At 63.3% G+C, this 24,460-nt stretch carries 21 protein-coding genes; 12 read left to right on the forward strand and 9 right to left on the reverse strand.

What is annotated here, in order from left to right:
* The first annotated feature begins 127 nt into the window (after positions 1–127).
* The 5 genes from P0Y58_20560 to P0Y58_20580 all read left to right on the forward strand — a co-directional run bounded on the left by P0Y58_20560 (position 128) and on the right by P0Y58_20580 (position 9,195).
* Complete coding sequence (locus P0Y58_20560) at positions 128–4,948, forward strand: NEL-type E3 ubiquitin ligase domain-containing protein (protein ID WEK29280.1); 4,821 nt, start codon at positions 128–130, stop codon at positions 4,946–4,948.
* Positions 4,949–5,287: 339 nt separating this feature from the next.
* The gene (locus tag P0Y58_20565) at positions 5,288–6,604 is read left to right on the forward strand and encodes a C4-dicarboxylate transporter DctA (GenBank protein ID WEK29281.1); all 1,317 of its coding nucleotides are present in this window, start codon (positions 5,288–5,290) and stop codon (positions 6,602–6,604) included.
* 44 nt (positions 6,605–6,648) lie between these two features.
* Entirely contained in the window at positions 6,649–7,353 is a 705-nt protein-coding gene (locus P0Y58_20570) for a FadR/GntR family transcriptional regulator (GenBank protein WEK29282.1), read from the forward strand.
* 16 nt (positions 7,354–7,369) lie between these two features.
* On the forward strand, positions 7,370–8,038 hold the full coding sequence (locus P0Y58_20575) for a GntR family transcriptional regulator (GenBank protein ID WEK29283.1): 669 nt from the start codon (positions 7,370–7,372) through the stop codon (positions 8,036–8,038).
* Between the two features lie 95 nt (positions 8,039–8,133).
* The gene (locus P0Y58_20580) at positions 8,134–9,195 is read left to right on the forward strand and encodes a hypothetical protein (GenBank protein ID WEK29284.1); all 1,062 of its coding nucleotides are present in this window, start codon (positions 8,134–8,136) and stop codon (positions 9,193–9,195) included.
* 21 nt (positions 9,196–9,216) lie between these two features.
* Here the strand turns inward: P0Y58_20580 and P0Y58_20585 are convergent, their stop codons facing one another.
* Positions 9,217–9,645 carry a PACE efflux transporter gene (locus P0Y58_20585; GenBank protein ID WEK29285.1) on the reverse strand — a complete coding sequence of 143 codons (429 nt, stop codon included), beginning with the start codon at positions 9,643–9,645 and terminating at the stop codon, positions 9,217–9,219.
* Between the two features lie 102 nt (positions 9,646–9,747).
* Here P0Y58_20585 and P0Y58_20590 point away from each other — a divergent pair, with 102 nt between their 5' ends.
* Together P0Y58_20590 and mcpA are read left to right on the forward strand one after the other, a co-directional pair.
* Complete coding sequence (locus tag P0Y58_20590; GenBank protein WEK29286.1) at positions 9,748–10,626, forward strand: LysR family transcriptional regulator; 879 nt, start codon at positions 9,748–9,750, stop codon at positions 10,624–10,626.
* Between the two features lie 142 nt (positions 10,627–10,768).
* The gene (gene mcpA / locus P0Y58_20595) at positions 10,769–12,655 is read left to right on the forward strand and encodes a methyl-accepting chemotaxis protein McpA (protein ID WEK29287.1); all 1,887 of its coding nucleotides are present in this window, start codon (positions 10,769–10,771) and stop codon (positions 12,653–12,655) included.
* 27 nt (positions 12,656–12,682) lie between these two features.
* Here mcpA and P0Y58_20600 read toward each other — a convergent pair whose 3' ends face one another.
* The 3 genes from P0Y58_20600 to P0Y58_20610 form a co-directional block, all read right to left on the reverse strand.
* A complete protein-coding gene (locus P0Y58_20600) occupies positions 12,683–13,747 on the reverse strand; it encodes a hypothetical protein (protein ID WEK29288.1) in 1,065 nt (354 codons plus the stop codon).
* A 62-nt stretch (positions 13,748–13,809) separates the two neighbouring features.
* Positions 13,810–14,187 carry a RidA family protein gene (locus tag P0Y58_20605; protein ID WEK29289.1) on the reverse strand — a complete coding sequence of 126 codons (378 nt, stop codon included), beginning with the start codon at positions 14,185–14,187 and terminating at the stop codon, positions 13,810–13,812.
* Between the two features lie 12 nt (positions 14,188–14,199).
* Positions 14,200–15,336 (reverse strand): FAD-dependent oxidoreductase, encoded by a 1,137-nt coding sequence (locus tag P0Y58_20610; GenBank protein WEK29290.1) that lies wholly within the window; start codon positions 15,334–15,336, stop codon positions 14,200–14,202.
* 116 nt (positions 15,337–15,452) lie between these two features.
* On the opposite strand from P0Y58_20610, the gene P0Y58_20615 reads away from it, so the two are divergent.
* The gene (locus P0Y58_20615; protein WEK29291.1) at positions 15,453–16,046 is read left to right on the forward strand and encodes an XRE family transcriptional regulator; all 594 of its coding nucleotides are present in this window, start codon (positions 15,453–15,455) and stop codon (positions 16,044–16,046) included.
* A 107-nt stretch (positions 16,047–16,153) separates the two neighbouring features.
* Positions 16,154–16,939 (forward strand): sulfite exporter TauE/SafE family protein, encoded by a 786-nt coding sequence (locus tag P0Y58_20620; protein ID WEK29292.1) that lies wholly within the window; start codon positions 16,154–16,156, stop codon positions 16,937–16,939.
* A 3-nt stretch (positions 16,940–16,942) separates the two neighbouring features.
* On the opposite strand, the gene P0Y58_20625 is transcribed toward P0Y58_20620, so the two are convergent.
* From P0Y58_20625 to P0Y58_20645, 5 genes are all read right to left on the reverse strand, one after another.
* On the reverse strand, positions 16,943–17,482 hold the full coding sequence (locus tag P0Y58_20625; protein ID WEK29293.1) for a histidine phosphatase family protein: 540 nt from the start codon (positions 17,480–17,482) through the stop codon (positions 16,943–16,945).
* Between the two features lie 111 nt (positions 17,483–17,593).
* A complete protein-coding gene (locus tag P0Y58_20630; protein ID WEK29294.1) occupies positions 17,594–17,932 on the reverse strand; it encodes a DUF3325 domain-containing protein in 339 nt (112 codons plus the stop codon).
* Complete coding sequence (locus P0Y58_20635; protein WEK29295.1) at positions 17,929–19,449, reverse strand: PepSY-associated TM helix domain-containing protein; 1,521 nt, start codon at positions 19,447–19,449, stop codon at positions 17,929–17,931. Before P0Y58_20635 ends, P0Y58_20630 begins: the two co-directional genes overlap by 4 nt.
* Positions 19,446–19,733, reverse strand: coding sequence for an iron transporter (locus P0Y58_20640; protein ID WEK29296.1), 288 nt, complete (start codon positions 19,731–19,733; stop codon positions 19,446–19,448). Before P0Y58_20640 ends, P0Y58_20635 begins: the two co-directional genes overlap by 4 nt.
* Positions 19,734–19,868: 135 nt before the next feature.
* Positions 19,869–22,109, reverse strand: coding sequence for a TonB-dependent siderophore receptor (locus P0Y58_20645; protein WEK29297.1), 2,241 nt, complete (start codon positions 22,107–22,109; stop codon positions 19,869–19,871).
* 447 nt (positions 22,110–22,556) lie between these two features.
* Here P0Y58_20645 and P0Y58_20650 point away from each other — a divergent pair, with 447 nt between their 5' ends.
* The 3 genes from P0Y58_20650 (at position 22,557) to P0Y58_20660 (ending at position 24,453) form a co-directional block, all read left to right on the forward strand.
* A complete protein-coding gene (locus P0Y58_20650; protein ID WEK29298.1) occupies positions 22,557–22,877 on the forward strand; it encodes a transcriptional regulator in 321 nt (106 codons plus the stop codon).
* Positions 22,864–23,178, forward strand: a complete 315-nt coding sequence (locus tag P0Y58_20655; GenBank protein ID WEK29299.1) for a helix-turn-helix domain-containing protein — start codon at positions 22,864–22,866, stop codon at positions 23,176–23,178. Before P0Y58_20650 ends, P0Y58_20655 begins: the two co-directional genes overlap by 14 nt.
* 72 nt (positions 23,179–23,250) lie before the next feature.
* Positions 23,251–24,453 carry an MFS transporter gene (locus P0Y58_20660; GenBank protein WEK29300.1) on the forward strand — a complete coding sequence of 401 codons (1,203 nt, stop codon included), beginning with the start codon at positions 23,251–23,253 and terminating at the stop codon, positions 24,451–24,453.
* Positions 24,454–24,460: the final 7 nt, after the last annotated feature.

Below are 24,460 nucleotides of genomic sequence, written 5' to 3' on the forward strand. Positions count from 1 at the left end.
TTCTGGTCGCGGCCCACGACTTCCCGGTTCCATGTAGCTGCGTGCTTTAGACGGGTAGTGTCTATCTACCCACCCGTCTGCACAAGTCATCGCTAGGCTCGCTGCTCCCTTCCAGCAGGAGCTGTCGATGACACATGCACACCACTCCCATCTCGCCCTGGTCCAGCGTCAGATCCCGCGATGGTTAAGCCAGGCCAGCCCAGCCCAGCGCGCCGAACTGGCCGTGCTGATCCGCGACAGCGAGCGCCAGACCCAACGTGTCAAACAGGCCTTGGCTCTCTTGCAGCCAGTGGATACCTTCTGCCTGCCGTTGCTGACGGAAGCTTTGGCACACTGGTTCCCGGATACCCCAGTGGCAACACTGCTCAAGGCACAGGTTGTGTTCGACGGCGCAAAGCCCCGCAGGCGCCTGTCGGTTCTCGAAGCCGCCCTGCAGAATGCCGAAGCCGATATCCCCGTGAAGGTAATCCGCGCAGATTTCAGCTCCCTGGAGCTTGATGCCGCGACGCTGATCCAGGGCATTCGCAACCTGGACCTGGGCCAGCGCTATCGCTACCACCTGGGCGACATCGTCGATAACGATACATTTCGCGACCTGCTCGAAACCCAGGACCGCAGCGCATTGTGCGCCGAGCTGGCCATCGCCCGCCTACGTGGCCACATTGACTGCCACGGCGCAGCGCTGGCACAAGCTGCGCTGGATAGCCGAGCGCAAATCATCACCGAAAAGGGCGGACGTAACGTACTGTGCCAGTTCGTCAGCCTGTTCGGGACCCCGTTAAACGGCCCCATGGTCATCCAGCTGGAAGACCCTGAAGCCGGCCAGCCTTGCCTGCTGTATCTACCGGGCGATCCGCAGGGCGCGCTGCGCCAGCATGCCTCGTTGGGCAGTTTGAAAGCCGACCTAACCGACCGGCTGGCCGATCACGATTTCCGCACATTCTTCATCCGCCACGTACCGCTGGCCCAGCAGGCCGCTTTTCTGCAACGCCTTCGAGAAACCCTGTACCCACACTACCCCTATGCCGACCTGCAAGCCACAACACCGGTGCTGGACAAAGGTGACCGATTCAGCTGGATCAGGCGTGCGTTTCCCGGGCCTCGCGACATCTGGCAGGCAACACGCGACAAGAACGTCCGACTACCGTTGACCTTGGAACCATGGCCAGGCAACTGCTTCAGGGCGCGTGCGCGAACCCTGGTAGAACGCAAGTTCCTTGATGCCGCGAGCGTGGCCGTACCGGTCCGCCAACTGGATGCACGCACGCAACTGGAGCACCTTGAGAGTTGGCTGAGCGCCGGGCTGACAGTACTGAACCTGGCCGGTTTCTTTGTACCGGGTCTTGCCGAACTGATGCTGGTGGCAGGTGGCGCCCAGATCGTCGACGAATTCCTCGAAGGTGTTCACGCCGCCAACGAGCAGGACAGCGATGAAGCGATCGCCCATCTGTTCAGCGTGGTCGAGAGCCTGGTGCAGTTCGCAGCCCTGGGCGCCGTGGAGGGTTTCAACGCACCCACCGGGCCATTGCAGGATTGGCACTTGGTCGAAAGCGAGGCGGGCCGCCGCTTGTGGCACGGCGACCTCACGCCCTTCCACCGTGCAGCGCCCCCACAGTGGGCTGCCCGACCTGATGGCCTGCATCAAGCTAAAGGGCGTACCTGGCTCAAGCTGCAGGACCAGCATTACCCGCTGGAAAATAGCGTCGATGGTGGTCGACGCCTGGTCGCAAGCCCAGGGCAACGCATTCAGCCAGCGTTGTACGGTCAGCAACCCGGGCCGTGGGTTTTCGCCCATGAACAACCGTTGCACTGGGATCGCGCACAGCTTTTGCAGCGATTGGCCGCTAGCGCCACCGGCAGGGATCGGCTTGCGTTGCAGCGTGCCCTGCAATGCAGCGGCTACGACGAAGCGATTGTGCGCCGGGTAATGGTCGACCGTGAATCCGCCCCGGCGTTACTCCTGGACACCCTGGAATCGCTAGATGGCAAAGTGCCTGAGCCGCTGCTGCGAGCAACGGATGGCGGCCCACTTGCACGGGATTTCCCTTCCCTCAGTGCCAGGGCGCAAGGCGAAATCCTCGACCAGGCGAGTCCCGCGGACGTGCTGCAGATGCAACGAACCCAGCGCCTGCCCATGCGCCTGGCCGAAACCGCGCGCCTGTACCTGAGGGAGGCCCGTATCAGCGGTGCCTTGGCACGCTTTCACCAGACCAATGGCCCAGTCGCGGATCGCGATGCACTGGTATTCGCTGCCCTCGAACAGTTACCCGGCTGGACGAACGAGGCCCGTATCGAACTGCGCGACGGTTCGGTTTCCGGTCGCCTGCTGCATGCCTGCGGCAAAGAAAGCGTGACTGCAAAAACCGTCATACGCACCGGGAACGGGTATGAGCCCCGTAACGAGCAAGGAGAAACGCTGGCCAACCGGAGCGATATCTTCCAGGCAATCCTCAATGCCTTGCCGGATAGCGAACGAACCTCCCTCAGCTTGCAGATCCATGAGCCCGACCTGCTCAACGCTGCGCTGTTCGACAAGCTTGCCAGCGACCGCGCTGCAACGCCGGGGTACCTGGGCATGCAACCGGTGCGCCCCTTCTACCGCTTGCCGCGACGGCTGCCCGGTGGCCAGATTGGCTACCCCTTGAGCGGGCGCGGCCGAGGGTGGCTTACCGCTGATGAACTGTTCAACCAGTTGTTCCCCTCCACCGAGCCAGATGCGCGCCTGATCCTGCGCCATCGCCTGCTTCAGGAAGCCGGGCAGCAGCCGTTTGGCACGCTGCTTGAACGCCTGAGAGGCGAATACATGCAGCTGGACAGCAGCCTGCAGCAATGGATTCACAGCCCTGATCTCGCCAACGGCGGTACGCTCGTGGCACAACGCTCAGCCCGTACCGAAGCAGCGAGGCGCCTGCGCATGGCCTGGCGCAGGGAGTCGACCAACTCCGCCAGCAGCATCGAGCATGTGATTCTCGACCTCGATGGCCGCAACCTCGGTACGTTGCCCACCCTGTCTACACCAATGCCTCATGTACGCCAGTTGAGTGTCACCTTCCTGTCTGAGTCTTCGCACGCCAGCCTGGACAGTTTCCTTGGAAGATTTTCCCACCTGCGGACCCTGGACCTGGAGGGCAACATGCTTGAGCACATTCCGCCCTCGGTAGGGCACATGGACCAACTGCAAAACCTCGATCTGTCGGGCAATGGCCTGGACCTGAGCGAAACCGCTACCCTCGATATGCTGCAAGGGCGCAGCAACCTGCTGCGCCTGGATCTGGGCAATGCGCTTGAGGCACTGCCGGTCGCCGCTCTGGACCGGCTGGCAAACCTGCCGTCGCTGACGTCACTCATCATTGACAGCAACGGACTGAACCTGGCCGCCGAGCACTTCCAGGCAATGGAGCGCTGGCCATCACTGACCGACCTGAGCATGGCTGGTAACGATACCACTCTGACCGAGCAAAGCCGGGCCGCCCTCGCCCGCCTGAACCGCCTGCACACCCTGTTCATGGCGGAAAACCCGCTGGACCTTGCACCCGATGTCAGCGGATGGCACCAGTTGCAGGCCCTGGACCTGCAACAAACCGGCATCGGCCAATGGCCGACCGGCCTTACCGAACTGCTGAACCAGCGCCCCTTGCGGCTGTTAAGCCTTGACCTCAGCGATAACCAGCTCACCGATGTGCCCGACCTGCAAGGCAGCGCATTTGCCGAGGCAGCGCGCCCGGGCGAGCCGCGAGCCTTTTTCGACTTCGACAATAATCCGTTCAGCGAGCAAGCCCAACTGCGTCTGGCCGATGCCGGACTGCCCGCGATCAGCGTCGGCGATGCCGAGGACCCTTGGTACATCGACTGGCCTGACGAACTGCAGGAGCACCAGGCGCTGACCGCCAACGAGCCGTCCTGGCAACCGCTGTACCTACTGTTCGAGCGACTGACCCGGACAGCGGATTATCTGAGCCAGCCGACCTACTTGCGGGCCCGCATGCAGCATGTCCTGCGCACCCTCCGCACCCACTCGGGGGCGGCCGACAGTGCCGGATGGGGTCGGGCGCAACTGCACGATCAAGTCCTGGAGGCGATCAACCACGCCACCGAAGGCTGTGTCGACCAGGCCAGCCTGCTGTTCCAGCAGATCGAAACCGATGTGATGCTGTGGGACGCTGTCAATACTGCAGCGCCCAATGCGCACAACGACCAAGTAGCACTGCACAGCGCCACCGGGCTGCTGCGCCAGCAGCGCCTGGACGAGCGTGTGGGTGCCTTGTACAACGCCCGGGTGTCCAGGCGCCGGGCATTGGCAGAAGCGCCAGACGCTGCTGCACGGGAAACCGCCCCGCCCCTGCATGCCGACGACGACCTGGACGATGCAGCACTGATCGAACCGAACTACCTCATAGACGAGATCGAGATGGCCCTGCACGCGCGTATGCAACTGCGCGAAGTACTTGGGCTGCCACCTCAACCGCAACAGATACTGTTCGAATACCTGGCCCGCCTGAGCCCCGCGACCGTGCACCGCCTGGGTGCTGCCGTGAGGGCCGAAGTAGGCCCCGCCATGTTCAGCCAGTGGGCGTGTGACCAGCAGTTCTGGAAGAGTTGGCTGCGTCGGCTTCATGCTGATGAATTTGACGCGCTGGCGAGGGACTGGGAAGCCGCGAGCGAGTACCACAGCGAGCTCACCGAAGCCACGAACAACCTGGGGGACTATACCGGCCCCAGCGTACCGGCAGCCTACATCGATGCGCTGGAACGGGAACTGGGCCACATCGAGGGCCTGCACTGGCGGCGCAATCGCGCCGTGCAACGGGTCGACCTGGTTTCCGGACGCTATGCCGATGAAAGCGCCATTTACCAGCGCGCCAGCGCCCTGCTGCTCAGTACCCGCAGAGCAGCGGAACAGGCGTTGCTGCGCAGCCTGACCCAGGCATTGGCCAACACGCTCGCCTGAGGGGCTCAGGCTTGCTGGCTTGACGGCTGTGCGGGCTGCCGATCAGTTCGGCTTCGTTACTGCGCTTGGCAAGCTGCTTGCAACAGTCGCTCAGGCACTGGCCAAGGCCCGCACAGATTCGTCCTGGATGCCTCACGGCACGCACCGAAGTAGAGCCTGGCAAGCCAGATTGCCCCATAACTGGTCAGACCGGTAAGGCCAAAAATCCTTGCAATGTGGGGGTTTTCGCGCTTTTATGGCTTCGCGCTGAACAAACCGGTAAGACCACAATAATTAAGTCCTGCGCTCTTTCGCCCCGTGCGGCTACCGAAGCAAGGACACCGATCAGAGACTTCCCCCATGCTCAAATGGTGCTCGCGTTCGATATTCCTGCAAGTCGTGCTCGGCCTTGCCCTCGGCATCGCCTGCGGTCTCAGTTTTCCCGACCTTTCCCTGCAACTCAAACCTCTCGGCGACGGCTTTATCAAGCTGATCAAGATGCTCATCGGGCTGATCGTGTTCTGCGTGGTGGTGAGCGGCATCTCAGGCGCGGGCGACCTGAAAAAGGTCGGGCGCATCGGCCTGAAGTCGGTGATCTACTTTGAAGTGCTGACCACGCTGGCGCTGGTGATCGGCCTGATATTCGCCTTCAGCAGTGGCATCGGCACCGGTGCCAACATACACCTGGACCAACTGTCCAGCGCCGATGCCAACGGCCTGGCCGAGCGCGGCCAGCACATTCATGGCGCCACGGCGTTCTTCATGGACCTGATCCCCACCTCGGTGGTCGGTGCTTTCGCCGACAACAACATTCTCCAGGTGCTGCTGTTTTCGGTGCTGTTCGGTAGCGCGCTGAACCTGGTAGGTGACTCGGCCGCCGGTATTTCGCGGCTGATCAACGAACTGAGCCATGTGATCTTCCGCATCATGGGCATGATCGTGCGCCTGGCCCCCATCGGCGTGTTCGGCGCCATCGCCTTCACCACCAGCAAGTACGGCCTGGAGTCGCTGCAGCACCTGGGCGGGCTGGTGGCGTTGTTCTACCTGACCTGCGCCGGCTTCGTGCTGATCGTGCTGGGTACGGTAATGCGTATCTCGGGCCTGAAGCTGCTGCCGTTGATCAAATACCTGCGTGAAGAACTGACCATCGTCCTTGGCACCGCCTCTTCCGACGCCGTGCTGCCACAGATCATGCGCAAACTGGAGCACCTGGGCATTGGCAGCTCCACAGTCGGCCTGGTAATCCCCACCGGCTACTCGTTCAACCTCGACGGTTTCTCCATTTACCTGACCCTGGCCATCGTGTTCATCGCCAACGCCACCGGCACGCCGCTGGAAATGACCGACCTGCTGACCATCCTGCTGGTGTCGCTGGTGACTTCCAAGGGGGCTCACGGCATCCCAGGCTCGGCGCTGGTGATCCTCGCCGCCACCCTCACTGCCGTACCGGCGATTCCGGTGGTGGGCCTGGTGCTGGTGCTGGCGGTGGACTGGTTCATGGGCATTGGCCGGGCATTGACCAACCTGATTGGCAACTGCGTGGCCACTGTGGCCATCGCCCGATGGGAAAAGGACATTGACCTGGAGCGCGCGCAGAACGTGCTTGACGGCAAGCTCGGCTTTACCCCGACGCCGCGTAAACAGCCCAACACACACCATCAACAACAGGAATTTTGACCGAAAGTGGCCGGCGCTGACGCCGGCCCTTGCAGGAGCGAACCGTGATCAGCTCATCAACCGTCGTCAACTCAGTGGTGGAAAAACTGCGCCAGGCCCTGGCCCGGGGCCAATGGCGTACCGGCGACATGCTGCCGGGCCAGCGCGAGCTGGCCGAACAGCTGGGCATCAGCCGCCCAAGCCTGCGCGAAGCGGTGACCGTACTGGAAACCCTGGGCCTGGTGCGCTCGCTGCCGGGCAAGGGCGTGCTGGTGCTGGATGCCGACGCCGTCACCCAGGAACCGGGCATGGACACCAGCGCCGCGGCCAGCCTGGCCGATGTGCTGGAGCTGCGCTACACCCTCGAACCGTTCATCGTCGGGCTGGTGGCGCAGTCGGCCAACAGCCAGGACGTCGGCCAGTTGCGCCTGACCCTGATGGACATGCGTGAAGCGCTGGAGGCCGATGACAGTGAAGCCGGGGTAAAAGCCTACATCGCTTTCCATGAGGCGTTGTTCACCCTCACCACCAATCCGATCTTCCAGAGCGTGGTGCAGCAGACCGGCAATGCCTTGAAGCAAAGTGCCAACATGCTGCGCAATTCGCCCGAACACCTGGCTGCCCGGCTCAAGGAAAACGAAGCCGTTGTACGAGCAATTCGCGAACGCAACAGTGCCCAGGCCAGCGCCCAGATGCGCCAGCACATTCTGGCCGAAGGCCAGCGCATGGGCATCCCGCTGAACATTCCGGACGAACACCCGCGCCCATGACCCCAGGAGAGCGACCATGAATGCCGCCCCTCACCTGCCAGCCCTGCTTGCTGTTGGCGAAACCCGCCTGTCGGCCGAGCAGATCTACCCTCGGCTGTTCGACGCCATTCTCGAACAGCGCCTGCCACCGGGCGCCCTGCTGCCCGAGCAGGCGCTGGGCCATGCCTTTGGTGTCAGCCGCACCGTGATACGTCGCGTGCTTGGGCGCTTGTCCGACCAGCAGGTGGTGGTGCAGCGCCCCAGCCACACCGCGCACCTGGCCGCGCCCGACCCGGACCAGGCGCGCCAGGTGCTCAGTGCCCGGCGCTTGGCCGAAACCACGCTGATCACCCTGGCCGCCCAACGCGCCCGGCCGGCGCAGGTGCGCCAGCTGCGGCAACTGGTGGAACGCGAGCGCCAGCACCATGAAAGCGGCGAACGTTGCGCAGCGATCCGCCTGGGCGGCGAGTTTCACCTCAAGCTGGCGCAGGTGGCCGCCAATGCGCCACTGGCGCGGTTTCTCAATGGTTTGGTACCCATGACCTCGCTGATCATCGCCCGCTACGAATCGCCGTGCTGCGACCACTGCGCCTGGCAAGAACATGCGGCGATCATTGATGCCGTGGAGCAAGGCGACGCCGAGGTGGCGCTTGGGCTGATGCACAAGCACCTTGACCGCCTGGAAGAAAAGCTCGACCTGGAATAACCGCCGCGGCGATTGGCGATGGGCTGCACGGCAGCCCCCTCAACCCCACCCTATACTCCGAGAACCACCCCAGCCTCTACCCGGGAGGCGGTTGCGTGAGTTCTCGAATCCCTCTGTTGCTGTGCCTTCTTCTGGCCCTCGGCGGTTGCGCGGGTAAGCGTCCGCCTGCCCCGCCACCACCAGCGCTGCTCACACCCGCCGCCTGGCAACGTATCGATCAGGAACTGATCGACGCCTCGGTCGGCGCAGCCGGCTCGGCCAACGATTATGCCCGGCGCTCCATGCGGGTATGGCGGGAGCAGGTACAACAGCGCACCGAAAGTGACTTCATCCCGTGGTTCACCGGCTACTGGACCCAGCAGTGGCTCACCCTCAAGGTGGCCTGGTACAAAATGGACAGTGGCGAAGGCCGGGAGCCGGCGGAAAAGCGCCTGGCCCTGTACCTGCAGGAGCAGTACCACGAGCGGGTGATCGAACCGGTGGCCGAACAGATCAACCCCGAAAGCATCCGCGACCGCGCCTGCGAGCTGTACCTGCAACTGTTCGGCCAGCAACTGCCAGCCATCATCAGCCGCTACAACGCGCCACCCGAGCAACTCAGCCAGCGGCTCAACCGCATCCCCGCCATCGCCCTGGGGCCACCGGATGCCCGCAATGCCAGCCTGTATCAACTGTTACGGGCCAAGCCGCTGGACCAGCAGCCGGCCTGGCAAGCCATGCGCCAGCACCTTCATCAACTGGCCAGCAAAGGCCCGGGGAGGACTGATGTCGGGCTGAATTCCGTAGCCACCCAGGCCAGCGACAAGCTCGGCGCTACACTGGCCCCACGCGGCATCGCCAGCGCTGTGGCCTCGGCAGTGGGCAAAGTGGCAGGGGCGATGATTTCGATCGCTGCGGCCGGCTACGGCATGATGACCCATGACCGCGAACAGCCGCAGATGGTCGAGCAGTTGCGGGTGATCCTCAACGTGGCGCTGAACCAGGAATGGCAGGAGTTGATGGAGAACCGCCAGAGCGGGGCAATGGCAGGGGTGTATTACCTCTCGGGGCAGGTTGAGGACAGCTTGTTGGCCAGCGCACCACGGCCAGCCGAGCAACCGGTGGAGCCGCAGGTGAAGCAGCTGCAAGCACCTTTGATCATCCGCCTGCCGCCCTAGTGGTTACCCGCACAGGATGAATCAGGCTGCAGCCATTGCCGAGCTGGGCAAACCAAAGATCCGGTCAAACGCCCAGTTGTAGGCAAAGGTGTAGCAAGGGATCAGCACAATGAACGCCATGTCCACCAGCAACGCCTCCACCAAGGTCATGTCCAGCCACCAGGCAATCAGCGGGATCAGGTACACCACCAGGGTCAGCTGGAAACCGATGGCATGCGCCACCCGGCGCGCCACGCTGCGCCCGCGCTTGGCCTGACGGCTCTCCCAGCGCTCGAACAGGGTGTTGTAGACCAGGTTCCAGAGCATGGCGATGGTGGTAATCATGATCGCCAGTGGCCCGGTATGCGACGCCTGGGTGTCCGAAAGGTATGCCAACCCGAGGGTGGACATGCACAACCCGATCAGTTCATAGAAAGTTACGTAGACCAGCTTGCGTTTCAGTCCCTGCACCTGCGGTTACCTCCAATGACAAAAGCGATGGGGCGCGATCATGCTTCATCGTGCTTGACAGCAAAAGTCAGCAGCTGTCAGATCTGCTGACAGGAGGCAGCCATGAACTTTTCCAGCGACAACATCCAATTATTTCTTGCCGTGCTCGACCGCGGCTCGTTCTCCGCCGCCGCACGCGCCCTGCAACGGGTGCCTTCGGCCGTAAGCATGGCCATCGGCAACCTTGAGGCCGAGCTGGGTTACAGCCTGTTCGAGCGCGGCTCACGTGAAGTTCGCCCTACCGCAAAGGCGTTGGCCCTGGAGCCACACGCCAGGCTGATTGCCGAACAACTGGGGCTGCTGCAAGTGCATGCGCTTGAGCTGTCTCAGGGGCTGGAAAGCAGCCTGAGCGTGGCCGTTGTGCCAGACATCGACCACGGCCCGTTGCTGGCAGCCATCGCTCGCCTTGGCGAGCGCCACCCGTTGCTGGACATCGCCCTGCTCAGCGCCCCGCAGGAGCAAGCCCTGCATCTGCTGGACAGTGGCCAGGCCGACCTCTGCGTGGCCTTTGCCGGCCTGCAGGTCGATGCCCGCCGGGGCTTCCAGCACATCGGCATGGAGTCACTGGTAGCTACCCTGTCGCCCACCCACCCCGCCTTGCGCGAGGGCCGCATTCATTACCTCGAAGACCTGACCCGGGTTCGCCAGATCCTGGTGCGCAGCCGCGACCTGCCGCTGGCCGACCCGCGCCCGCTGATCGGTGCAACGCATTGGTCTACCGACAGCTTCGACCTGGCTTTGCAGATGGTGGAAGCCGGCCTGGGCTGGGGCGACCTGCCGCTGTCGCGGGTCGCGCCACTGCTGGCCAACGGGCGCCTGGTACGCCTGGATTTTCGCAACACCCATAACGAGCTGCAGTTGCCGGTCCACGTCCTGTGGCGCAAGCAGCAGCCGCTGCAACAAGCGGCGCGGTTGCTGATCGAGCAGCTAGGTCGCCACTGATGACCGCCCGTCGAAACGGCCTTAAGAAATTTCTTTAAGCACTTCAATCTTTTACCCCTTGAGCCGATATCCCGGTCGACAGGCCCCGCAATGCGTCACAAGCGTGCTGCGCCCTCCCCTCATTGGCTCAAGGTCTCGAAACATGAACCTGAAATTTCGCCACAAGATCCTGCTCAGCGCCTGCGGCGTCGTGGTCCTGGCATTCGCCCTGTTCACGCTCTACAACGACTACCTGCAACGCAACACCATCCGCCAGAATATCGAGGCCTCGGTGCAACAGGCCGGTGCTCTGACCGCCAGCAGCGTGCAAAACTGGATGAGCGGGCGCATCCTGGTGCTGGAAAACCTGGCCCAGGATATCGGCCAGCAAGGTGCCGGCGAGACCTTGGCCGGGCTGATCGAGCAGCCTTCCTACACCCGCAATTTCCTGTTCACCTACCTGGGCCAGGCCAACGGTGTGTTTACCCAGCGCCCGGACACCCAGATGCCTGCCGGGTACGACCCCCGCCAGCGCCCTTGGTATGGCGCCGCGGCCAGCGCCGGGCAGACCGTGCTGACAGCCCCGTACCAGGGCGCGGTCGGTGGCCTGATGGTGACTATCGCCACCCCCGTGAAGAGCAGGAGCAATGGCGAACTGCTGGGTGTGGTCGGTGGTGACGTGACCCTCGACACCCTGGTCGAGATCATCAACTCGGTCGATTTCGGCGGCATCGGCCACGCCTTCCTGGCCGACGCCAGTGGCCAGGTGATCGTCAGCCCTGACAAAGACCAGGTAATGAAGAACCTCAAGGACATCTACCCCGGCAGCAACCTGCGGGTTGCCGCCGGCATGCAGGATGTCATCCTCAACGGCCAGGACCGCATCATCTCCTTCGCCCCGGTGGCCGGCCTGCCTTCGGCGCAGTGGTACATCGGCCTGTCGATCGATAAAGACAAGGCCTACGCAGCGCTCAGCCAATTCCGCACCTCGGCGATTATCGCCATGCTGATTGCCGTGGCTGCCATCGCCGGCCTGCTCGGCCTGCTGATCCCTGTGCTGATGAGCCCGTTGACCACCATGGGCCGCGCCATGCGCGACATCGCCGAGGGTGAAGGCGACCTGACCCGCCGCCTGGCCGTGCAGAACAAGGACGAGTTCGGCGAACTGGCCACCTCGTTCAACCGTTTTGTCGAACGCATCCACGCCTCGATCAGTGAGGTGTCCTCGGCAACCCGCCTGGTGCATGACCTGTCGGAGAAAGTGGTCAGCGCCTCCAACGCATCGATCAGCGGTTCTGAAGAACAGAGCATGCGCACCAACAGCGTGGCCGCAGCCATCAACGAGCTGGGCGCCGCTACCCAGGAAATCGCCCGTAACGCCGCTGATGCTTCGCAGCATGCCAGTGGCGCCAGCGAACAGGCCCACGGTGGCCGCGAAGTGGTCGAGGAAGCGATCAGCGCCATGACCGCCCTGTCGCAGCGCATCAGTGAGTCGTGCGCGCAGATCGAAACGCTTAACGCCAGCACCGACGAAATCGGCAAGATCCTCGATGTGATCAAGGGCATTTCGCAGCAGACCAACCTGCTGGCACTGAACGCCGCGATCGAAGCGGCCCGTGCCGGTGAAGCCGGCCGTGGTTTTGCCGTGGTGGCCGACGAAGTGCGCAACCTGGCGCACCGCACCCAGGAGTCGGCGGAAGAGATTCACCGTATGATCACCAGCCTGCAAGTAGGCTCGCGTGAAGCGGTACACACCATGAACACCAGCCAGGTTTCCAGCGAACAGACCGTGCAGGTGGCCAACCAGGCCGGCGTACGCCTGGCCAGCGTGACCCAGCGCATTGGCGAGATCGATGGCATGAACCAGTCGGTAGCGACTGCGACTGAAGAACAGACTGCCGTGGTCGAGAGCCTCAACCTGGACATTACCCAGATCAACGCCCTGAACCAGCAAGGGGTGGAGAACCTCAACGACACCCTGCGCCATTGCGACCAGCTGGCTCAGCAGGCCGGGCGCTTGAAGCAACTGGTAGGCAGTTTCAGGATCTGATGGCCTGGGGGGGCGCTTTGCGCCCCCTTAAGCTACAACCGCTTTCGCAGCCCTTCCCCGCCGCAGCCACGCCAGCAAGACCGCCGCCATCAGCACAAAGCCCAGGTAGCCAAACAACGGGTACACCTCACCCACCAGGCTGATGAACCCCACCAGGCTGCAGACAAACGCCACTGTACCGGTTACCACCGAGCCCCAACGGAACTTCGCCGTGCCCGCAGGCAGCAGCCTTGAAAGGAACGAGAACAATGTCCCGACCGCAGTGTTGACGATCATGCCGAAGATGATCAGGCACATCACCAGTCCCAGCAACGGTGACACCTCGTTGGCAATCGACAGCATCGGCATGGGCAGGTCGGCCACGCTGTCCAGGCGTGACAGCAGCCCGGCACTCATCACCAGCATCAGGCCGCCCAGCGCCGCGCCACCCAGCAGGCCGCCCCACACGGCGGTTTTCTCGCCCTTGGCCGAACCGCCCAGAATGGCCAGGATCGGCGCACCGGCCACGATGTTGTAAGACACATACAGGAACGCGCCCAGCAGCCAGTGGCGAGTGCCAGCTTGCTGTTGGCTGGCCAGGTGATCGAGCGCGGCGAAGCTCTGCTCGCGGGTGAATACGGCATACAACGCAATCGCCGACGCCACCAGAATCAACAGCGGAGTGATGGCGCCAATAGCCAGAATTACCTTGCGCACGTCCAGGCACACGATGCCCACCACCACCAGCGTCACCAGCACGCTGCCAGCCAGCGCCGGAACCCCGAACTGCTGCTCCAGTAGCGCACCACCACCGGCCAGCATGACCACGGTGACGGCGAACATGAAGAAGGTAATCAGCCAGTCGACGAACAGCCCCAAGTGGCGGCCGCAGATAGCCTGGATGACATCCTTGTGCGAGGTGGCCTGCTGGCGGTTGCCCAACCCCGCCAGGGCCATGCCAAGGAAGGTGAACAGGAAAGCGCTGACCAATGCACCGACCAGCCCCCACACGCCGAAATCAACAAAGAACAACAACAGTTCCCGCCCCGACGCGAACCCCGCCCCCACGATCACGCCGACAAATGCGCCGGCAATCTTCAGCTGCTCTTGCATGTGAACCTCTGGATTTATTGTTGTTGTCTTTCTGCCAACGCAGAGCGTTTGTAGCAGCGGGTTCAGGCGTCGCCGACAAACGCCTGCACTTCAATTTCCACATCTACCCCAAGCGCCAATGCCGAGGCCACGGTCGAACGCACTGGCAATGCTGCGCCGAAGAACTCCTTGTAGACCTCGTTGAAACCGGCGAAGTGGCTCATGTCCGACAGCCATACCGTGGCCTTTACCACTTGGTCGAAACGCGCGCCGCAGGCCGCCAGGCTTTCGGCGATGCGCTCGCAGGCTGCGCGAGTCTGGGTCTGGATATCCCCGCGCACCACTTCGCCACTTGCGCTCATCGGCACCTGACCGGAGAGGAACAGAAAGCCACCGGCCTTCACCGCGCGTGAGAACGGGAACGGCAGGCTGCTGGGGAAACGCTGAATGTCATTGCTCATGGGTTACTCCTTTCAGGATTGCTGGAAACGGGCCGGGGACAGGCACTCAGGTGCTACCCCCTGGCTGACAAGGCCAGGGCACAGTGGTTGGCCGAGTAGCAGGTCGGCGGCCAGGCGCGAGGCGCCCGCAGCCGACTGAATGCCATAGCCGCCCTGTGCCGCCAGCCAGAAGAATGCGGGGGCGTGCACATCGAAGCCGATGACCAGGTCACCGTCGGCAACGAACGAGCGCAGCCCCGCCCAGGTGTGGCTGGGGCGGCGGATTGCCAAAGTGGTCATGGCTTCGATGTTGTAGATGCCCAAGGCGACGTCGAGCTCCTCGGGCGCGGCGTCCTGGGGTTCGACCGGGTCGGCATTGGCGGGCGACCCCAGCAACTGGCCAGCGTCGGGCTTGAAGTAGAAGCTTTCGTCGACGCCGATCACTGCCGGCCAACGGGCGAAGTCCTGGTCTGCCGGGCCGGGGAAGGTGAAGGCGCTGCGGCGGCAAGGTTGCAGGCCGATGCGCGCCACGCCGCATTGCTCGGCCACGCGGTCGGCCCAGGCACCAGCGGCATTGACCAGCTGGCGCGCCTGCACGCGGCTGCCGTCGCCCAGCTCCACCTGCCACAAGTCGTCCAGATACCAGGCCTGGATCAGCTCGGCGTTGCAGCGCAGCTCGCCGCCGGCTGCGCGATAACCGCGCAAGAAGCCTTGGTGCAGGGCGTGAACATCCAGGTCCATCGCACCCGGCTCAAGCACGGCGCCGGCCAGGGTCTCGCCGCGCAGGCTCGGCACCAGGGCCAAGGCGGCATCACGGTCAAGCAGGCTGACTTCGGTGCCATTGGCCAGGTTCTGCGCGTGGGTCTGCGCAAGCAGCTCGCGCTGCTCCACGCTGGCCACATACAGGCAGCCACGCGGTTCCAGCAGCGGATGGTCGCAGAAGCCTTGCGGCGGAGCTTCATAGAACGCCCGGCTGGCGCGGGTGAGTGCCTGGATCTGCGGGGTGCCGTAAGCCTCCATGAACATGGCTGCCGAACGCCCGGTGGAGTGGTAGCCAGGCTGCGACTCACGCTCCAGCAGCAGTAACCGCTGCTGGCCAGCCAGGCGATAGCCCAAGGAAGCACCGGCAATGCCGGCACCGATGATCAGGGTGTCGTAGGTCGGGGTCAATGCATGCTCCTGCCAGGCTAATTATCATTTATGAGAATTCTAATATATGAGAATTTAGAAATGCGCAAGTGTCCAAGGTAAGATGCCCGACCAACGCCGTATGCCGAGAACCCTGAATGCCCGCTGCCCTACCCCTGCTTGACCGCGCCGTAGTCGGCCAGCGCCTGCGCCAGGTGCGCAAGGCGCGCCAGATGACTCTCAAGCAATTGTCCCAAGCCAGTGGCGTGCCGGTGTCCACCCTGTCGAAGATGGAATTGGCACAGGTTTCGGTCAGCTACGAAAAGCTGGCCGCCGCCGCTCGGGCATTGAATGTCGACATTGCCCAATTGTTTCGCGCCAGTGGCACAGTCACCGCCCCGGTACCGGTGACCGTGGTGGTTGACTCATTACCGGCGGCGGCGGGGTATTCCACCGGCACCTACGACTACCACCCCATTGCTGGCGACTTCCCGGAGCGGCGCATGACCCCGGCCTATGCCCGCATCATTGCCCGCGAACGCGGCCAGTTCGACGACTTTATCCGCCACCCTGGGCAGGAGTTCGCCCTGGTGCTGAGCGGACGCGTGCGCATCGAGTTCGAAACGGGTGAAGCCGTGAGCATAGGGCCGCAGGAAACAGCGTACTTCGACAGCCAGGTGGGGCACATCTACCTGTCGGAAAGTGAGGGCGGCGGGGACGCCCATGTGATGGTGGTCATGACCGATCGCTGACGGGCTGCACGGTTATAACCTAATAACGAACAAGTCTATTTGGCTATAAAAAAATCTATATGCTGGCTGCATCCGATAACGGGCAAAGATGGGCAGTCGAGTAGCGTATGGATGTAGGTTCTTTCGGTTTCACCATTGCTGGCCTGGTCGTGGGTTTCATCGTCGGCATGACCGGCGTCGGTGGCGGCTCGCTGATGACCCCGATCCTGTTGTGGTTTGGCATCAACCCGGCTACGGCCGTCGGCACCGACCTGCTCTATGCGGCAATCACCAAGGCCAGTGGCGTCTGGGTGCATGCGCGCCACAAGAACATCGACTGGAAGATCACCGGCCTGCTCAGCCTGGGCAGCGTGCCCGCCGCAGCGCTGACCCTGTGGTTCCTCAGCACCCTGCACACCGACACCTCGGCCCTCAACGCCATCATCAAGCAAGGCCTGGCTGTGGTGCTGATCCTGACCGCGCTGGCCATCCTGTTCAAGTCGCGCCTACAGGCCTTCGCCAGCCGCCATGCCGGTGACCACTACCACCTCAGCGACCGCAGCCTGAACACCCTCACCGTGCTCACTGGCGTAGTGCTGGGGGTCATGGTCACCCTCACCTCCATCGGTGCTGGCGCCCTGGGTACGGTGGCGCTGTTCCTGCTGTACCCGTTTCTGGTCACCCGCCGCTTGGTCGGTACCGAAATCGCTCACGCCGTGCCGCTCACCCTGGTAGCAGGCCTGGGCCACGCGGGCATGGGCAACATGGACTGGTCGCTGCTGGGCTACCTGCTGCTGGGCTCGCTGCCGGGTATCTACCTGGGCAGCCACCTCACCGGTAAGATCTCCGACCGCGTACTGCGCCCGTGCCTGGCGGCGATGCTGCTACTGATCGGCTACAAGCTGGCGTTCTGATGCTTAGCCCAGGCGCAGGCGCCACTGCCCGGTAAAGCTCAATTCGAGGCGCGAAAGCGGCAGCACGTCGATGCGCTGGCTGGCCTGAATCGGGCACCCCAGCACCTGTACCAATACGGCACGCATGACCATCGGGTGAGTCACCGCCAGCCACTCGCCCGGCGTGTCGAAAGCTGCCAGCCAGGCGGCCACACGCAGGCATACGTCAGCGAACGACTCCCCTCCATGCACCGCACTGGCCGGGTCCTGCAGCCATTCTTCCAACGCCTGTGGTTGCTCGGCTTGCAGCTGCTTCAAGGGCAAGCCCTGCCAATGCCCCAGGTCGCAATCGGCCAGTGCCAGCTCGATCTGCATCGGGCCCGACAACCACGCCGCCGTCTCGCAGGCTCGCCGCTCTGGCGCAGTCAGCACCTGCATGCCGGGCAGAATGGCGTCGGTTTTTTGCGCCAACGGCAAAATGCCGTCCTCTGCACAGTGCAGGCGCCCGGTCTTCTGGGCCTGGGTCAGGGCATGGCAGATCAGGGTCAGGCGAACGGCTTTCACCGAGGGTTCTCTCGCAGCGGGCTGGGGCCCATGGTTTAGCATGCTGCGAGGGTTTTGGCTGCAACTAAGTCGTCACCTGCACAAACACGTATTTCTTACGGGGCGTTCAGCTCATAGAGAGCTAACCACCTGCACCAATGCCCACACCGGCAGTGCCCCTGCCACTCCCACCGCCAGCCGCGGCCAGTACGGCAGCAACATCACCAGCACCAACCCCGCCAGCGACAGCACGCCGAACCAGGCCACCGGCCCCATGGCCCAGCCCCAGGCCTGGGCGCACAGCGTCAGGCTGGTCAGCAACGCCAACCATCCGCCAATGCGCAGGCCAATACGCAACACGCGTGGGCAGGTGCGGTTCCACACCTGCTTGTAATGCCGCTCCAGCCCTTGGCATAACCCGAGCATGCCGACATAGGCGAACAACACTGCGCCTGCAATCCACATCATCATGCCCCAGCCTCCTGTTGCCGCCCTGCCCGGGCTTTCTGCTGCACCGGCGCAGCTTGGCGCACCCGCCAGGCCACCAGCCCAACCAACACGCCCAACACCAGCGCACTGGCCGCCACGCCCAGGCGCATCGCGTCATCGAGGCCGCCAAACGCCCCCAGGCCAATGCACAGCAATGCCGTCAGCAACAGTTGCTCGGCCCATGCACGGCGAGTCGGTCTGACGCCCGCATGCAACAACGCGAGCAGCCATACACCAAAGAACGCACGTACCTCCCAGCTTTCCCGCTGTACCCACTCCACCGGCAACAAGCGGCTGGCCCACAGCAGCCCCACGCACGCCAGCAGCAGGCCACTGATGAAGCCCACATTGCACACCTCCGCCACCCGGTACCAGCGCCGGGAGGACGCATCGGCAGCGGCGCTGGCATATTTGCGCCCGCGCTTCACGCAGAACAGCACCAGGCCGCTGGCGATCATCAGGCAACTGACCAGCCCGCAAACGAAGTACAGCCAACGCATCGGGTAGCCGCCGAACTGGGCGAAGTGCAGACCGACCATGACCCGCTGGGTCAAAGGCACCGCGCGCCATTCAGGCACGTCGCTGAGCAGTTGCCCGCTGACGCCATCGAAGACCATGGCCTGCCCCTTGGCCAGCGCAATGCGATTACCCAGCTCGGGGCGGATTTCAACGCGCGCCGCTGCTGTATTCGGGTTGCGGACATTCAAGCCGCCGATCGGCCCCAGCCGCGCCTCGGCCTGGGCCAGCAGCGGTGCCACATCGACCAACGCGGCCGGCTGCCTGGCCAGGCCACGGGGTTGTTCCACGCGGGCATTGCCCTGGGCCTGGAAGTAAGCGCGAGGGTCACCGGCGAACAGCGCATCGACCCCGGCGGGGATATAGATGAGCATGAAGATCACCAGGCCGGTGTAGGTGATCATCAGGTGGAACGGCAGCAACAGCACCGCACTGGCGTTGTGGAAATCCAGCCACGAGCGCTGGCCCTTGTTGGGCCGGAAGGTGAAGAATTCCTTGAAGATCTTCTTGTGGATGACAATGCCGGTGACCAATGCCGCAAGCATCACCAACGCCAAAGCACCGACCACGAAAATACCCCAGTTGCGTGGCAGGTCGAGGGTGAAGTGGAAGCGGAAGAAGAAGTTGCCGCCGACACTGTCGCGCACCTCGATGGCCTCGCCGGTGCGCGGGTCGAGCTGTACGCCACCGCCGTGGCGGCGCTCGCCGGTAGAGACGCGCAGCCCGGGCGCGCGTTCGCTTGGCAGGCTGATCCCCCAGTTGCCTGCCTGCGGTTCATGGGCCTGCAGGTAGTCGATAGCGCGCCGGGCGGCGTCGGCCTGGGACACTTGGGTGGCCGGAATTTCCGGCTGCATCCAGTGGTTGAGTTCCTTGTCGAACACCGCCAGGGTGCCGGTGACAAAGATGGCGAACAACAGCCAGCCGAAGATCAAGCCGGCCCAGGTGTGCAGCCAGGCCATCGATTGGGTGAAGGTATTTTTCATGCCAGCCGCTCCAGTACCTGTGGCCAGAAGCCGATCAGGGCAAGGGACGCAGCCAGTGCCAGCGACGCCCAGGCGCGCAGGGCATCACGGCAGGCGAAGGCCCAGAGGATGGCGACCGTGTAAAAAATGAACGCGGGCAGGGTCGCGACGATGACTGCATCGGCGGCAGACAGCGGCAGGATGCGGGCCAGGCAGGCAGTCGCGGCGTAGCTAAGGGCATAGCCGCCGAGCAGCGCAGCACTGCTGCGGGAGAAGATCTGTAGCCAGGCGGAGAATTTAGGCATTTGGCGTCCTTGAAAAATGCGTCCGCCCATTCGCGGGTGAACCCGCTCCCACAGGGATCGTGCCAGCCGTGAAGGCAGCGCGGTACTTGTGGGAGCGGGTTCACCCGCGAATGGGCCGCATAGCGGCCCCTTGGATCAGAAGTTGATGTTCAGCGCAGCAAACACCGCCCTGCCCGGCTGGTTATAAGTATTGGCCCCCGAACTACTGGCGTTGCCGCCACGCAGGATCTGCTTGTCGAACACGTTGTTCACCCCCACCCGCACGTCGTAGTTGGCGTTGAACTTGTACCCGGCGCTCACGTCCACCAGGCCATACGCCTCGACATCCTGCTGCGCGGCCTGGTCGTAGTTTTCCTGGGTGCGGTAGTTGTAGGTCGGCGACTTCTGCTTGCCAAAGTAGGTGCCCGCCACCTGGAACGACAGCTGCTCGGTAGCGCGCCAGTCCAGGGTGGTATTGACGGTGTACTCCGGGATCACCGACAGCGGTTCACCGGTCTCGCGGTTGTCGTTGTCGAGCATCCAGGTCAGGTTGGTGTTCCAGTCCAGGGTCGGCGTCAATTCGATGAAGAAGTTGCCTTCGATGCCTTCCACCCGCGCCTCGCCGGCATTCTCCCATTCGGTCACGCGGCGGCCGCTGTTGATGGCATACAGCACATCGGTACCACCGATGATTTTGTTCTTGTAGTCATTGCGGAAGTAGGTCGCGCTGGTACGCCAGGTACCGCGGTCGTACAGGAGGCCGATTTCCTTGTTGACGCTGATCTCCGGCTTGAGGTCGGCGTTACCCTGCAGGTAGCAGCCACCGGAGTTGGTCTGCTCCACGCTACAGCCTTGGCCGCGACTGTAGAGCAGGTAGTTAGGGTTGGACTGGTACAGGTTCGGCACCTTGTAGGCGCGAGCAATGCCGCCTTTGACCGACAGCGCTTCGGTGAGCTTGTGCGACAGGTTCAGGCTCGGGCTGAAGTTGTCGCCAAACATCTCGTGATGATCGAAACGCAAGCCAGGCGTCACCGTCGTGTCGCCGATGACGATATTGTCTTCGACGAACAACGCGTAACTTCTGGCGGTCATCTTCGATTCGCTGCGGTCGAACCCGCTGATTGCGTCACTGCCCGACCCACTCGGGTCGAAGCTTTGCGGGCGGAACGAGCCCTGGTCGTTGAGCGACTCGTACAGGTACTCGCCCCCCAGGGTCAGCACATGCTCGGTGCTGCCGACGGCGAACGGCAAGTTGACCTCACTGTTCAAACGCGTGTTACGCAGCCGCGACATCGCCGCGCCGCTGTCGTTGATCGCCCCTTCAGGGCCTCCGGCCAAACCCTCGTTGAGGCGCCAGTTGCGTACGTATTCGTAAGCCAGGGTGGTTTTGCTGGTACCCCAGGTGAAGTCGCCCAGGTGGGTCAGGTCGTAAGTGCTGCGCTGCATGACATTGGTTTCGTGGCCATACAGGCTGGAGATCAGCGCGACGTCGCTGCCGCCGTTGCTGTTCATGGTGTCGCCAGCATAGATATTGCCCTGGCGGCTGTACCCGGCACTGGCTTCAAAGCGGTGTTCGTCGTTCAGCTTCCAGCTCAGCAAGCCATTGATGTCCTTGTTCCGCACCCCCTCGCGGCCGGCAACGAGTGCGCTGTTGGCGTGGCTCGCATTGATATCCAGGTCGTCGGCGTCGGTCTTGGCGAGGCCGCCGAACAGGCGGAAACCTAGGTTATCGGTGAGGCCGCCGCCGAGGTTGAAGTTGGCCCGCTGGCTGGCACCTTCAGCGCTGTCTTCGGGCAGTTGCGTGTACAGGCTGACGCTACCCTTGAGCTCGTCAGTGGGGCGTTTGGTGAGGATATTGACCACCCCGCCCATGGCGCCGGAGCCGTAGCGTGCGGCCGCCGGGCCCCGCAAGATTTCGATGCGCTCGACCGCTTCGGCTGGCACCCAGTTGGTTTCACCCCGAGTGTCGCGGTCGCCATTCCAGCCATAACGCACGGCATTGCGCGCACTGGACGGTTTACCGTCGATGAGGATCAGGGTGTTTTCCGGGCCCATGCCGCGCAGGTCGATCTGCCGGTTGTTGCCGCGTGCGCCGCTGGCGCTGTTGCCGGTCAGGTTCACGCCAGGTTCGCGGCGGATGATATCGGACAGGTCATTGGAAGGCGGGTGGCGCTTGATGTCGTCGGCGGTGATGATCGACGACCCCAAGGCCTGGCGCGCTTCGCGCTCGGCGGTGATCAGGGTGTCCTGAATCACCAACGCGTTGTCAGCAACCGGCACCTCCAGCACCTCACCCGTGCGCTGCTCTTCGGCCTGGGCCGCCGTGGCCATCATGGCTGGTGACGCCAGCGCGACGAACGCCAAGGCCAGGCTGTTGGGTGAAGTTCTGCACTGCATGGGTACATCTCCTGCGAATCATGAGCGAAACGGCACATCCCTGTCGGAAACCGGGGGCCCTCGCCCACCGGCCTCGCAAACACAGTTTGGTGGCCAACAGGGGTGGTAAATATAGGGAGCCACAAATGAGAGTAAATCTTATTTACGAAGTTTACATGTTTGTAACTGAACTTTGCTGAGCCGCGGGACAGAGCGCTGCGTGCCCGCTCACACCGAATGCCGGCCATCTTCAAGTCGCCCCTTGATTGGCTACAGTCGCCTTCCCCCACCCGAGTCACCTGTTCATGCTCCCAGCCGCACTCATTTTTCTGTTCACCCTGACCTTGGCGGCACTGGCACTGAGGTTGAGTATCTGAGGTTGATCAGCAACCACCCGATACAATCTCACGCTTCTGTATAGTCGACGAGAAACGCAAAATCCCTACGTCAAAGACGTAGGGATGCAGTATGCTGACAATCATCGAAGCGCCACTTTTTTCAAGGCAATGGCCTGAATACTGGACTGAAGACGAGCATGGGGCATTCATGTCCTACCTTGCGAATGATCCTGATGCCGGCTCTGTAATCTCCGGCACAGGGGGATGCCGCAAGGTGCGCTGGAGCCTGGATAGCAAAGGCAAGCGGGGAGCGATTCGGGTTATTTACACGGCCCAGCTCGCTAACGGCGCCCTCGTTGTTTTGCTCATTTACTGCAAGAGCGCTACCGAAAACATACCCGCGCACGTGTTGCGCAAGATTGCCAAGGAGCTCAACCATGCGCCTGACTGAGAAAGCGCTGATGCTGCGCGACGCCAGCCGTAACATTGGTGAAGAACTGCTGGAGTCCATACGTGACGTGAAGGCTGGCCGCTATGGTGCAACCCATCAGGTAGAGGTGACCGAGGCCGCCGAGGCGAGGAGTAAAACGGGGCTCTCCCAGTCCAGGTTTGCAGAAATGCTGGGCGTTTCGGTGCGCACGCTTCAGGAGTGGGAACAAGGAAGGCGCGCGCCATCAGGTGCCGCTCGGTCCCTCCTCCACATTGCTGCCTCTCGGCCGGACGTTTTCCGCGAAGTGCTTCAAGACCGGTGACACCCGCTGAACGAGCGTAGCTGCGCACGGGCTTCTACAGTTCGGGATGTAGCGACGCTGACGAGCCCCCTGATGCGCAGTACTGAAGAAAACAGCTCCGCCGGTGCCACCCGAGCCCTGCCAAAGATCCCGCGTAGTGTCTGGGCGCTGGGCTTTGTGTCGATGTTCATGGATATTTCCTCGGAGATGATCCACGCCCTGCTGCCGTTGTACATGGTCACCGTACTCGGCACTTCGGTGGTGGCGGTGGGCGTTATCGAAGGTATCGCCGAGGCAACCGCCTCGATCACCAAGGCGTTTTCCGGTGCCCTCAGCGACCGGCTGGGCAAGCGCAAGCTGCTGACAGTCATCGGCTATGGCCTGGGCGCGCTGACCAAGCCGGTATTCCCCATGGCCTGCGGGCTGGAGTGGCTGACCGCAGCACGTTTCGTCGACCGGGTCGGCAAAGGCATCCGAGGGGCGCCGCGCGACGCGCTGGTGGCTGATGTCACACCACCCGAGCTGCGTGGCGCCGCTTTTGGCCTACGTCAGGCGCTGGATACCGTTGGCGCTTTCCTCGGGCCATTGCTGGCGATCGTGCTGATGTGGCTGACTGCGAACCACTTCCAGACGGTGTTCTGGGTGGCGGTGATCCCGGCATTCGTGGCGGTGTACATTCTCATCGCCTTCGTGCGTGAACCCGAAGCGCCGGCCACGATGCGCCCACTGCGCGCACCACTGGCGTTGCACGAGCTGGTACACCTGGGGCCGGCCTACTGGCGACTGACCGGCCTGGCCACGTTGTTCACCCTCGCCCGCTTCAGCGAGGCCTTTCTGCTGCTGCGGGCCCAAGACATGGGCCTGGCGCCGATGTGGGCGCCGGCGGTGCTGGTGCTGATGGCCCTGGCCTACTCGGTGTCGGCCTATCCTGCCGGGGTGCTCTCGGACCGCCTGGGGCGTCGTAGTGTGCTGCTGACGGGGCTGGCCTTGCTGATCGCCGCCGATCTGCTGCTGGCCCTGCTGCCTGGCTGGGCCGGGTTGGCCTTGGGGGTTGCCGCGTGGGGCCTGCACCTGGGCTTCAGCCAGGGCATCTTCGCTGCAATGATCGCCGACAGCGCACCCGCCAACCTGCGCGGCACCGCCTTCGGCCTGTTCAACCTGCTGACCGGGGTGGCACTGCTGGTGGCCAGCGTGGTGGCGGGGTTGTTGTGGGATGGTGCGGGGTTCCAGGCAACCTTTCTGCTCGGTGCAGGGCTTGCCAGCACCACCCTGGTGGGGGTGATGCTGTTACGTTGAGCACGCC

Source organism: Candidatus Pseudomonas phytovorans (assembly GCA_029202525.1).
In the GTDB taxonomy this organism is placed as follows: Bacteria; Pseudomonadota; Gammaproteobacteria; order Pseudomonadales; family Pseudomonadaceae; genus Aquipseudomonas; species Aquipseudomonas phytovorans.